The sequence below is a fragment of the Arthrobacter sp. Ms25 genome, from assembly GCF_059090365.1.
On the sequence record NZ_JBNHFP010000002.1, the window covers coordinates 582,795 to 595,057 of the forward strand.

Below are 12,263 nucleotides of genomic sequence, written 5' to 3' on the forward strand. Positions count from 1 at the left end.
TTAGGTGAGCACAGCCAAGACATCCCCGGAACCCACGGACACCGAAGCTGCCGTCGAGTCGGTCAGCACAGACACCCCGCCCGCCGGGGACCTGCGCGAGGAATACCAGGCGCTCGCCGAACAGGTGCGCCGTTACCGCTTTGCCTATTACAACGAGGACGCTCCGCTGGTTTCCGACGCGGAATTCGACCGGCTGTACCGCCGGCTCGAAGAGATCGAGGCGCTGCACCCGGAGCTGGTCACCAATGACTCGCCCACCCAGGAAGTGGGCGGCGAAGTATCCGCCGCCTTCGCCCCGGTGGAACACCTGCAGCGGATGTATAGCCTCGAGGACGTCTTCTCCCTGGACGAACTGGACGCCTGGGTCCGCAAGACGGAGTCCTCCGCGGCCAACATTGCCCCCGGCGCGCAGATCAAGTGGCTCACCGAGCTGAAGATCGACGGCCTGGCGGTCAACCTGCTCTACCGCAACGGGGAACTGGTCCGGGCCGCCACCCGCGGCGACGGCACCACGGGTGAGGACATCACCCACAATGTGCTCACGATTGCTTCCATCCCGCGGACCCTCAAGGGTGAGGACCTGCCGGCGGAAATGGAAATCCGCGGGGAGGTCTTCATCCCGTCGAAGGAATTCGCGCACCTGAACGAAACCATGGTGGAAGCTGGCAAGGCTCCGTTCGCCAACCCCCGCAACGCTGCCGCCGGTTCGCTGCGGCAAAAGGATCCCGAAGTCACCGCCCGGCGGCCGCTGAGCATGTACGTGCACGGGATCGGTGCCCGCGAAGGACTCAACGTGGCGAGCCAGTCCGAGACCTACGAACTGCTGAAGCAGTGGGGCCTGCCGACGTCGCCCTATTACAAGGTGCTGGACACCTACGAAGAAGTGCTCAAGTACATTGCCGACAACGGTGAGCACCGGCACGACCTCTCGCATGAGATCGACGGCATTGTGGTGAAGGTGGACGACTTCGGCCTGCAGCGCGCCCTGGGCAACACGTCCCGCGTGCCGCGCTGGTCCGTGGCCTACAAATACCCGCCGGAGGAAGTGAACACCAAGCTGCTGGACATCCGCGTGAACGTGGGCCGCACCGGCCGCGTCACGCCGTACGGGATGATGACGCCGGTGCTGGTTTCCGGATCCACGGTGGAAATGGCCACGCTGCACAACCAGGACGTGGTAAAGGCCAAGGGCGTGAAGATCGGCGACACCGTCGTCCTGCGCAAGGCCGGCGACGTGATCCCGGAAATCGTGGGCCCCGTCGTCGCACTCCGTGACGGCAGCGAACGTGACTTCGTGATGCCGACCCACTGTCCCTCCTGCGGTACGGAACTGAAGCCGGCCAAGGAAGGGGACGTCGACATCCGCTGCCCCAACGCCAAGTCCTGCCCCTCGCAGCTGCGCGAACGGGTGTTCCACCTCGCAGGCCGCGGTGCCTTCGATATCGAGGCGCTCGGCTGGGAGGCGGCGATTGCGCTCACCTCGCCCGCCGAGCCGGAAACCCCGCCGCTCAGCAGCGAGGCAGGACTGTTCGACCTGAAGATCGAAGACCTCGCAGACGTGCGGATCGAACGGCCGAAGCGGGTCAAGGGCGTGGTGGACGGCACCGAGCTCGTCCCGTATTTCTACACCAAGGGCACGGCCAAGAAGCCCTCCGTCCCTTCGGCCACCACCCGCAAGCTCTTTGACGAGCTGGAGAAGGCCAAGACCCAGCCGCTGTGGCGGGTGCTGGTGGCGCTGTCCATCCGGCATGTCGGGCCGACGGCGGCACGTGCGCTCGCCGGGGCCTTCGGTTCCATGGAGGCCATCCGGGCTGCGAGCGAGGAGCAGCTGGCGCACGTCGACGGCGTCGGACCGACCATCGCCGCCGCTCTGAAGGAATGGTTCGCCGAGGACTGGCACCGCGAGATCGTGGACGCCTGGGCCGCGGCCGGGGTACGGATGGCCGACGAACGCGACGAATCCACGCCCCGCACCCTGGAGGGCCTGACCGTCGTCGTTACCGGCACGCTGCCGAACTTCAGCCGCGACGAGGCCAAGGAAGCGATCCTGTCCCGCGGCGGCAAGGCCTCCGGCTCGGTCTCGAAGAAGACCGACTATGTGGTGGCCGGAGAGAATGCGGGCACCAAGCTGGAGAAGGCAGAAGCCCTGGGCGTCCGGGTGATCGACGAAGACGGTTTCCGCACGCTGCTGGCCGAGGGGTCCGTGCCCGACGGCGCCGGGTCGGGCGATGACGCGCCGGTGGAGGGAACCGAATGATGCCGTTGCCGGACGCGACCGACCCGCTGGAGCTGCTGGAAGTGGCGCGCGAGGCGGCCGCCGCCGGTGCCGCGGTGCTCGCGCAGCGCTCAACCGGCGGCCTGAACGCGGTGAACAAGAGCGCCGACGGCGACTGGGTCACGGACTTCGACACCGCCGCCGAGGTGGCGGTCCGGGAGGTCCTGGCCCGCCTGCGCCCGCACGACGTCGTGATGGGGGAGGAGCTGGAACCGGCGGTCCCGGTGCATCCGTCCGGGATCCGATGGTCCATTGATCCGCTGGACGGCACCACCAACTTCATCCGCGACATCGTCTACTACGGCACCTCCGTGGCAGCGGTGAACGACGACGGCGAGTGGCTGGCCGGCGTCGTCCACGCCCCTGCACTGGTACGGGTGTATTCGGCGGCCCGCGGGCACGGCGCCTGGCTGGCCGAGCACGGCAGCGTCCGGAAGCTCACCGGTCCGGATCCGGAGCGGGTCGGAAAGCTGCTCGGTACCGGGTTCTCCTACGACGCCGGGGTGCGGTCCGAGCAGTACGCGGCCCTGCCCGAGCTGGCCGGGGAATTCGCCGATGTGCGGCGGCTGGGGTCCGCTGCGCTGGACCTGTGCATGGTGGCGGACGGTTCGCTGGACGCCTATATCGAGCGCGGCCTCAATGAGTACGACTACGCCGCCGGTGCCCTGATAGCGGAGGAAGCCGGGGTGCCGGTGCAGCGTCCGCCGCTGCCTGCCAGCGATGCCGAGCGGCTCGACGCGGTCACCGTCGCGGGAGCGGCGCTGCTGGGTTAGCCGAACCGGGGTCGGGCATTAGGCTGCTGGAATGCAGACGTGGCACCGGGACCGGTTGAGCGCGGGCCAGGCTGAACTCGTTGAGGCCTGGCTTCCAGGAGTTCGCCTGAACAACGATCTCTCCTGGAACCTTCTGGACACTGCGGTCCTTGAAGTAGCCGCCGCGGAGCACACGTACATCGTCAAAGCCGCCGGGCCTTCCAACCAGCACATCGGACGTGAGATCGACGCCCATGAGTCGTGGATCGACGTCTGGTCCTGGCGGAACCGTGCGCCAAGACTCGTCCGCGCGGACCGTTCCCTGAACGTCTTGGTGACGGAGTACCTGAAGGGTTCCCTCGTGGAGGGAACGGCTGCCGAATACGATGCGGAAACGTATCGGCAGGCCGGCTGTCTTCTGCGGGTATTCCATGAGCAAGCCGCGCGGGTCGACGCCGACTATGAGGCTCGGGCCACAGCCAAGGCTCTTTCTTGGCTGGAGACCCCGCACCGGATGGACAGGGCCTGCGTGGAAAAGGTTCGGGCCATCCTTGGGGCTTATCGGCCGAAGCCGGTAGCTCTCGTTCCTACTCATGGGGACTGGCAACCCCGAAACTGGCTCATGGACGGAAGCGAGCTGAGGATCATCGATTTCGGCCGCCACGAGTTCAGGCCCGCCCTGACCGATTTTTGCCGTCTGGCTGTGCAGCAATGGAGGTCTCACCCCCATCTGGAAGCCGCCTTTTTTGAAGGGTACGGAAAGGACATCGAGGACGGTGGGCTCTGGAACATGGCGTTGCTGCGCGAAGCTGTCTCCACTGCTGCATGGGCTTACCAATTCGGTGAGTACGAATTCGAGGAACAAGGTCATCGGATGCTGAGGGATGCGCTGGCCAACTTTTAGGCCTCCGGAACCGGCTGCGACCCGTCTTGCACTTGGTCTGCCAGATGCGCCTCAAAGGCAGCATGGCGCGGGTAGGTAACTGGGCACAAAAGACAGGTATTCGGGTTCTCCCGGCGCTTCGTTTTTGGCCTGATTCTGGGCCTGAAATGTCAGTGCCGGATGAAATCCTGAGGTATGGATCAGCTCGGGAACACCGAACCGACAACTGAAGAGCAGAGTGGCGACCATCAGCCGGAGGGCACAGCCGGTGATGGCGGGCAGCCAGGTTCTCCTGCCACTCTGGCTGTGTACAGGGCGGAACTGGCGGAGACCGGGACCGCTGCAGCCAGTACTACTGGTGCCTTCCCGGACGGTTTTACCGGAACCTTGGCCTTGCAGACCCTGGAATCGTTCGACGGGCAGATGGTCGGCGAGGCTCTCGGCCGGCTGGCGCACCTGCTCGCATGGACGCAGGCACAGCAGGCCCGCCTGGTGAACCGGATGGAACAAATCGTCCGGGAGGACTTTCATGCCGGTTCCGGCAGGGTCGAACCCGGTATGGCGTTCAGCCTTGCGGCGGCGGAATGCGCCGCCATTTTGAACGTTCCGCAGGTGACCGGCCAGCGGCTGCTGAGCGAGGCCGGCCGGCTGTGCCGCACCCATACCGCCACGCTGTCCGGGTTGGAAGAGGGACGGCTCTCGTACCGGCACGCGCAGGTGGTCCTGGACCAATGCCAGAACGTTCCCGCGGAAAAGCTGCCCGGGTTCGAGGCGGACCTGTTGCAGGCTGCGGAAGGCCGGACGCGGGCACAGTTCTGGGCCAAGGCCCGCAGGCTGTGGGAAAAGAGCTTCCCTGAAACCGTCAGCAGCAGACACCTAAGCGCCTTCGAACAGCGGAAAGTCGCTTTGGACCGGGACGAGGATGGCATGTCCTGCCTCTCGGCCTGGCTCCGGGCCGCAGAAGCCCAGCAGATCTACACCGCACTCAGCACTGCCGCCCGCGGCGAACAGGCGGGAGGGGATCCGCGGACCACGGATCAGCTGCGTGCGGATATCCTGGCGCAGCTGTTGATGGGCGGCAGGAACGGCGTTCCCGTTCGCCGGTCCGGTTCGGACGGGGACATCGTTCCTCGGGCAGAAATCATGGTCCTGATCAACGCCGAAACCCTCTTCGGTGCCGACGACCAGCCGGCCGAGCTGCACGGCTACGGCCCTATCAGCGCCGAAGAAGCCCGCAGGCTGGCGCGCAACGCTGTCGGCTGGACCGGATTGGCCCAGGACCCAAAGACAGGGGAGATCCTGGGTGTCGGCCGGCGGCGAAAGGTCCCGGCAGGACTAAGGCGCTGGCTGCGGGCACGGGACGGGACCTGCAGGTTCCCCGGTTGCCGGGTCAGCACCGCAAACTCGGACATCGACCACACCATCGACTGGGCCCGAGGCGGACCGACAGAGCATGGCAACCTCGAACATTTGTGCCGACGCCACCACCGGTTCAAGACGCTCGGTCATTGGAAAGCCTGCCAACCCGCCCCCGGAGTCATAGAGTGGACCTCACCGACCGGCCGGGTTTACCGGACAGAACCGTTCCTGGAACTCGGCCCGCCGGAACCGGGAGTGCATCGGAGTGCGGATCCGCGGCAGGAGAAGTCTCAACCGACTAATTCCAGGTCGGAAAACCCAGCTCAGCGTAGTTTCTGGCAGAAACCGGCACCGCCGTTCTGAGCCGGTTAGGCTCCGTTCCTGCCACCTGCCACCTGCCACCTGCCACCTGCCACCTGCCCTCTCCGAGTCGCCGCAGAATGCCAAGCTCAGCGGTGGGCGGCCACAATGATCTCCCGGCTGGAGTCCTCCACGAACGGGCCGCCGTTCCAGTCCCCGTACCAGTCGGCAGAACGGAAACCGGCCTGACGCAGCAGCTCCTGCAGCACCCCGGCCTGGATAAACTTCAGCGTGCTGCGGCTGATGAAGCGTTTGCCGTCGGACTGGAAAAGGGTCCGGTCCTCGAAGGTGACCAGAACGCCGTCGGGCTGGTCGATCACCGAGATCAGCTCCCATTCCACTTCAAGCGTTCCGGCAGAGGATTCCTGGACCTTGGGCCCGGCATCGCCGCTGTCCCAGCCCAGCCATGCTTTCGCCGTCGGGTTCCGGGTCTCGAAATAGAAGGTGCCTCCGGGGGTGAGCCGGGACCGAACAGCAACGAGCGTCGCGAGGATCTCACCCGGCGTCAGAAGGCACTGAAACGCATGGCCCGTCATTACGACGGCATCGAAAGGTCCATCCGGCAGGTCTGCCGCCGCCCCCTCCAACCACGTCACCAGGTCCGCTTTGGGCCGGGAACGCGCCGCCTCCAGCATGCCGCGGGCGGGATCGATACCCGTCAGTGTGTGGCCGGCCGCCGCCAGACGCACGGCGAAACTGCCGGTACCGCATCCGACGTCGGCAATACGAAGCGGATCTGCGCCGATGAGGTTTGCATAAAAGTCGGTGTCCCAGTGCCCGGAATTGTCCTCGTCATAGAGGGCCACCAGCCGCGGCTCGTTGTAATGCGTGTCAACCATCGTTCCCCCTCATATCGGTCCAGCCGACCCGAATCCTACCGGGATTAAGCCCTGAGGAAAGGGACGCCTGAACCGGCACGTTTACGCATTCGCCCGGCGGATAATTTGATCCGATGTATCCAGTGCAGCACCGACTTCCAGGAGGAACGCATGCCCCGTAAAGGAACCGCCGCCCCGCGGAAGACCGCGCCTGCGGCCCCTGATTTCGCCCCGGCCCTGCCCAAAGCACAGACTCCACCGGAACTGGATTCCGCCTACTTCGCCAAAGTGATCGATGAGCGGATGGAACACACCCGTGAGCAGATCACCGCGCTCACGGCCGTTATCCGGGAAGTCACCCTGGCGGCCAAGGACATTCCGGCCGACGACGAACACGATCCCGAAGGAACCACCGTGTCCGTGGAACGCGCCAATGAGGTGGCCCTTTTGTCAGCGGCGGAGTCATCGCTCCTAGAACTGATGGAGGCGAGGGAACGCCTGGCCACCGACAGCTACGGCATCTGTGAACGCTGCGGGACGGCTATCCCGCCCGCCCGGCTGGAAATCCGTCCGGAGACCCGCTTTTGCGTAGCCTGCGCTGCGGCGCGTCGGAGGTAGCTTCGGCCCGTCGGGGGTGAGCGCGACGACGGCGGCGCGGTTTACCGTGTGCCCCGCCTCACCGCCGTCCGGAAACCCGCCGCAGCAGGGATAGAATCTACGTGCACTTCCACCAAGACGTAAGGACCAGAAACACGCATGAGCATCACCATCCGGCTTGCCACCGAGGCTGACTTTGACGATATCCGCCGGATTACCCGTGAGGCTTACCTGCACGGCAACCACATTGAGGCCGACAATCCTTACGTCAAGGAACTGGAAAACGTCGAGGACCGCGCCAAGCACACCGAGCTTTGGGTAGCCGAGCTCGACGGCAAGGTGGCTGCCTCCGCCGCCATCACCTACGCCGGCCAGCCCTACACGGACATTGCCATTGAGGGCGAACTGGAATTCCGCATGCTTGCCGTGGATCCCGGAGTCCAGCGCGGGGGAGTGGGCCGCGCAATGGTCAGGGCCATCGTGGACTACGCCCGGGAAAAGGACGGCATCGAAGCGGTCAGCCTCACCAGCATGACCACCATGCTCAATGCCCACGCCCTCTACCTGTCGGAGGGTTTTGTCCGGGTTCCGGAGCGGGACTGGACCGTTCCCGGCGAGGACTACATTCTCTGGGTGTTCCGCAAGGCCGTCTAGTTCCCTTCGGGACGCGGCCATGGCCATGCCAGTGCCGTGTCTTGCCTAGCTGAGGCGGGCTACAGCCACTCCCGTACAGCACCTGCTGTACGGGAGGCGCGTCCGGGTCCGACGCCCCGCCCCGGCACCTGCCGTCCGGCAGCGTGGGACGGCAGCCGTTGCCGCGTGTACTAACGCCGTAGACTGGAACGGATACCGGCGTAAAGCCGAAACACGTTCCTATAAGACGCATGGGAGACTCATGTCTGAGATCAATCGTGAGGCTGTGGCGCATCTGGCGCGGCTGGCCCACATTGAGATGACCAACGACGAGCTGGACAAGATGGCCGGCGAACTCGATGTCATCGTGGATTCGATCAAATCCGTAAGCGAAGTTGCCGGCGAGGATATCCCGGCCACCTCCCACCCCATCCCGCTGACCAACGTCTTCCGCGAGGACGTTGTGGGGCAGACGTTGACCAATGAAGAAGCCCTCTCCGGTGCTCCCGATAATGCCGCCGGCCGCTTCAAGGTCCCTGCCATCCTGGATGAGGAGTAAAAGCTTCCATGAGTGAACTGATTACATCAAGCGCCGCGCAGCTGGCCGCCAAGCTGGCCGCCCGCGAGGTCACCGCCGTCGAGGTCACGCAGGCGCACCTGGACCGCATCAGCGAGGTCGACGGCGCCGTCAACGCCTTCCTGCATGTCAACACCGATGAAGCGCTGCAGGTTGCCGCGGACGTCGACAAGGCCCGCGCCAACGGCGAGGAACTGCACGAACTGGCCGGCGTCCCCATCGCCATCAAGGACCTGATCGTCACCAAGGGGCAGCCCACCACGGCAGGCTCCAAGATGCTCGAGGGCTGGATGAGCCCGTACGACGCCACGGTCATCTCTCGGATCCGTGCCGCCCGTATGCCGATGCTCGGCAAGACCAACCTGGACGAGTTCGCCATGGGCTCCTCCACGGAACACTCCGCCTACGGCCCCACCCGCAACCCGTGGGACCTGGACCGCATCCCCGGCGGCTCCGGCGGCGGGTCCGCAGCCGCCGTCGCAGCTTTCGAAGCACCGCTGGCCCTGGGCACCGACACCGGCGGTTCCATCCGCCAGCCGGCCGCCGTCACCGGTTCCGTTGGCGTTAAGCCGACCTACGGCGGCGTGTCCCGCTACGGTGCCATCGCGATGGCTTCCTCGCTGGACCAGATCGGCCCGGTCTCCCGGACCGTGCTCGACGCCGCCCTGCTGCAGGAGGTCATCGGCGGCCACGACCCCCGCGACTCCACTTCCCTGACGGACCCGGTGGGGTCCCTGGCCGATGCCGCCCGCAACGGCAACGTGGCCGGCATGCGCATCGGCGTCATCAAGGAACTGCAGGGTGAAGGCTACGAGGCCGGCATCCAAGCCCGCTTCAACGAGTCCCTGGAGATGCTGCGGGATGCCGGAGCGGAAATCGTCGAGGTTTCCTGCCCCAACTTCAAGTACGCGCTGGGCGCCTACTACCTGATCATGCCGTCCGAGGCTTCCTCGAACCTGGCCAAGTACGACGGCGTCCGGTACGGCATGCGCGAGCTGCCCGCCGAGCCGCCGCTGACCATCGAACGCGTTATGGGCGCCACCCGTGCCGCCGGTTTCGGTGACGAGGTCAAGCGCCGCATCATCCTGGGCACCTACGCCCTGTCCGCGGGCTACTACGACGCCTACTACGGCTCGGCCCAGAAGGTGCGCACCCTGATCCAGCGCGACTTCGACGCCGCATTTGCCCAGGCCGACGTGCTCATCTCGCCGACCTCGCCCAACACGGCCTTCAAGCTCGGCGAAAAGCTCGACGATCCGCTGGCCATGTACCTGAACGACGTTGCCACGATCCCGGCCAACATGGCCGGCGTCCCGGGCATCTCCATCCCCGGCGGCCTGTCCGACGGGCTGCCCGTCGGCATCCAGTTCCTGGCCCCCGCCCGCGAAGACATCCGCCTCTACCGCGCCGGCGCCGCCCTGGAGGGCATGCTGGAGCAGAAGTGGGGCGGCCCGCTGCTGGCCTCGGCACCCGTACTCGGAGGAGTGAAGTAAATGTCCGTCCACATCCAGGATGAAACCCTGTCCTTCGAAGAGGCCATGGAGAAGTACGACCCGGTGCTCGGGTTCGAGGTCCACGTGGAGCTGAACACCAAGACCAAGATGTTCTCCGACGCCCCGAACATCTTCGGCGACGAGCCCAACACCGCCGTCACCCCGGTGGACCTGGGCATGCCCGGCGTGCTGCCGGTGGTGAACAAGACCGCCGTGGAGTACTCGATCCTCATCGGCCTGGCGCTGAACTGCAAGATCGCCGAATCCTGCACCTTCGCCCGGAAGCAGTACTTCTACCCGGACACGCCCAAGAACTTCCAGACCTCCCAGTACGAAGATCCCATCGCGTACGACGGCTACCTGGACATTGAACTCGAAGACGGCACCGTCTTCCGCGTCGAGATCGAACGCGCGCACATGGAGGAAGACGCCGGCAAGCTCACCCACATGGGCGGCGCCGCCGGCCGCATCCAGGGCGCCGACTTCTCCCTGGTGGACTACAACCGCGCCGGCGTGCCGCTGGTGGAGATCGTCACCAAGCCGATCGAAGGCGCCGGTTCCCGTGCCCCCGAGCTGGCCAAGGCGTACGTGGCCGCCATCCGGGAAATCGTGAAGAACCTCGGCGTTTCCGACGCCAAGATGGAACGCGGCAACGTGCGCTGCGACGCCAACGTGTCCCTGCGCCCGCACGGCCAGGAGAAGTTCGGTACCCGTTCGGAAACGAAGAACGTCAACTCGCTGCGCGCCGTCGAACGCGCCGTCCGCTTCGAAATCCAGCGCCACGCCGCCGTCCTGGACTCCGGCAACACCATTGTCCAGGAGACCCGGCACTGGCATGAGGACACCCGCTCCACGACGTCGGGCCGGCCGAAGTCCGACGCTGATGACTACCGGTACTTCCCGGAACCGGATCTGCTGCCTGTGGTCACCACCCCGGAGTGGATCGAAGAGCTGCGCTCCCGCCTGCCCGAGCCGCCGGCCGAGCGCCGCAAGCGGCTCAAGGAGGACTGGGGCTACTCCGACGCCGAGTTCCGCGACGTGGTCAACGCCGGCGTGATGGAAGCGATCGAGGAAACGGTTGCCGCCGGTGCCTCCGCACAGGTGGCCCGCAAATGGTGGATGGGTGAAGTGGCCCGCCGCGCCAAGGAAGCCGAAGTGGATCCGGTCGACGTCGGCGTCACACCCGAGCTGATCGTGGAACTGGACCGCCTGGTCCAGGCCGGCAAGATCAACGACAAGCTGGCCCGCCAGGTCCTGGACGGCGTCCTCGCCGGCGAAGGCGCCCCGGAGGAAGTCATCGAGAAGCGCGGCCTCGCCGTCGTCTCCGATGACGGGCCCCTGCTCGAAGCGATCGACGCCGCACTGGCAGCCCAGCCGGACGTTGCGGACAAGATCCGCGGCGGCAAGGTCCAGGCCGTCGGCGCGATTGTCGGCGGAGTCATGAAGGCGACCCGCGGTCAGGCCGACGCCGGCCGCGTCCGCGAGCTGATCCTGGAACGCCTGGGCGTACAGGGCTAAGGCGCCGAGAGGGTCACGCATGGCCCCGGCAGGCATTGTGCCTGCCGGGGCCATGCTGTTTAGTGACCCGTTGCACAGCAGGAAGGTACGCTGGCGAAATGGCCAACCTTCCCGCAGCTGAAATCTCCGCCGACGCCGACCTCGTGCGCCGGTTGGTGGCGGAACAGTGTCCGGAACTGGGCGGACAGATGCTGCGGCAGGTTGCCAGCGGATGGGACAACTACATTTACCGGCTCGGCACCGAATACGCCGTGCGGCTGCCGCGCCGAAGGACCGCTGCCGGACTGACGCTCAACGAGCAGCGCTGGCTCCCGGAGCTGGCCGCGGACGTGCCGGTACCGACGTCGGCCCCGGTCTTCTCCGGCACGGCGTGCGAGCTGTACCCGTGGCCGTGGAGCATCACCCGTTGGTTCGACGGACAGGACGTCTCCCTGCAGCCGCGGGACCGTAACGTTGCCCTGGCCTCCGGGCTTGCCGGCTTCCTCAATGCGTTCCACCGGCCGGCGCCGGCGGACTACCCCCGCAACCCGTACCGGGGCGGCCCGCTTTCCACCCGGTATGAGTCGGTGCTGCAGCGGCTGGACTCCGGCATGGTCCCGCATGCGGCCAGGGTCCGGGAGCTATGGGACGAGGCACAGCAGATCCCTGCATGGCCGGGCCCGCCGCTGTGGCTGCACGGCGACCTGCATGCCGCGAACCTTGTCTCCAAGGACGAGGCGCTGCAGGCGGTCATCGATTTCGGGGATATGACCGCCGGGGACCCGGCCACCGACCTGGCCACCGCCTGGCTGGTGTTCGACGCCGACGGCCGGACCGCGTTCCGCAACGCACTCGGCCCGCAGTACGCAGGAGATCCTTACATCTGGGACCGCGCCCGGGCCTGGGCGATCTGCCTGGCCACCATCCTGCTGGCGAACTCCGACGACGCCCCCGGGCTGTACCTGGTCGGCTCGGAAACCCTGATGGAGATCCTCACCGGCGACCGGGAAAGGTTCTAG

The 12,263-nt window shown here is 66.3% G+C and carries 11 protein-coding genes; 10 read left to right on the top strand and 1 reads right to left on the bottom strand.

Annotated elements, in window-relative coordinates; genetic code table 11:
* Positions 1-4 precede the first annotated feature (4 nt).
* The 4 genes from ligA (at position 5) to AC5RT8_RS07210 (ending at position 5,632) form a co-directional block, all read left to right on the top strand.
* Positions 5-2,257 carry an NAD-dependent DNA ligase LigA gene (gene ligA, locus AC5RT8_RS07195; protein WP_494095023.1) on the top strand — a complete coding sequence of 751 codons (2,253 nt, stop codon included), beginning with the start codon at positions 5-7 and terminating at the stop codon, positions 2,255-2,257.
* Positions 2,254-3,048, top strand: a complete 795-nt coding sequence (locus AC5RT8_RS07200; protein WP_494095024.1) for an inositol monophosphatase family protein — start codon at positions 2,254-2,256, stop codon at positions 3,046-3,048. The genes ligA and AC5RT8_RS07200 overlap by 4 nt, the downstream gene beginning before the upstream one ends.
* Before the next feature lie 31 nt (positions 3,049-3,079).
* Positions 3,080-3,931, top strand: coding sequence for a phosphotransferase family protein (locus tag AC5RT8_RS07205; RefSeq protein WP_494095025.1), 852 nt, complete (start codon positions 3,080-3,082; stop codon positions 3,929-3,931).
* Between the two features lie 366 nt (positions 3,932-4,297).
* On the top strand, positions 4,298-5,632 hold the full coding sequence (locus AC5RT8_RS07210) for an HNH endonuclease signature motif containing protein (protein WP_494095026.1): 1,335 nt from the start codon (positions 4,298-4,300) through the stop codon (positions 5,630-5,632).
* Between the two features lie 86 nt (positions 5,633-5,718).
* On the opposite strand, the gene AC5RT8_RS07215 is transcribed toward AC5RT8_RS07210, so the two are convergent.
* Complete coding sequence (locus AC5RT8_RS07215) at positions 5,719-6,468, bottom strand: class I SAM-dependent methyltransferase (protein ID WP_494095027.1); 750 nt, start codon at positions 6,466-6,468, stop codon at positions 5,719-5,721.
* 150 nt (positions 6,469-6,618) lie between these two features.
* Between AC5RT8_RS07215 and AC5RT8_RS07220 the strand changes: the two genes are divergently transcribed.
* The 6 genes from AC5RT8_RS07220 (at position 6,619) to AC5RT8_RS07245 (ending at position 12,263) form a co-directional block, all read left to right on the top strand.
* Positions 6,619-7,065 (top strand): TraR/DksA family transcriptional regulator, encoded by a 447-nt coding sequence (locus AC5RT8_RS07220; protein WP_494095028.1) that lies wholly within the window; start codon positions 6,619-6,621, stop codon positions 7,063-7,065.
* 138 nt (positions 7,066-7,203) lie between these two features.
* Positions 7,204-7,698: a GNAT family N-acetyltransferase gene (locus tag AC5RT8_RS07225; RefSeq protein WP_494095029.1), complete on the top strand. Its 495-nt coding sequence runs from the start codon at positions 7,204-7,206 to the stop codon at positions 7,696-7,698.
* A gap of 241 nt (positions 7,699-7,939) precedes the next feature.
* Complete coding sequence (gatC, locus tag AC5RT8_RS07230; RefSeq protein WP_146363477.1) at positions 7,940-8,236, top strand: Asp-tRNA(Asn)/Glu-tRNA(Gln) amidotransferase subunit GatC; 297 nt, start codon at positions 7,940-7,942, stop codon at positions 8,234-8,236.
* Between the two features lie 8 nt (positions 8,237-8,244).
* Complete coding sequence (gatA, locus tag AC5RT8_RS07235) at positions 8,245-9,747, top strand: Asp-tRNA(Asn)/Glu-tRNA(Gln) amidotransferase subunit GatA (protein ID WP_494095030.1); 1,503 nt, start codon at positions 8,245-8,247, stop codon at positions 9,745-9,747.
* Complete coding sequence (gene gatB, locus AC5RT8_RS07240; RefSeq protein ID WP_494095031.1) at positions 9,748-11,265, top strand: Asp-tRNA(Asn)/Glu-tRNA(Gln) amidotransferase subunit GatB; 1,518 nt, start codon at positions 9,748-9,750, stop codon at positions 11,263-11,265.
* A gap of 98 nt (positions 11,266-11,363) precedes the next feature.
* Complete coding sequence (locus AC5RT8_RS07245; protein ID WP_494095032.1) at positions 11,364-12,263, top strand: aminoglycoside phosphotransferase family protein; 900 nt, start codon at positions 11,364-11,366, stop codon at positions 12,261-12,263.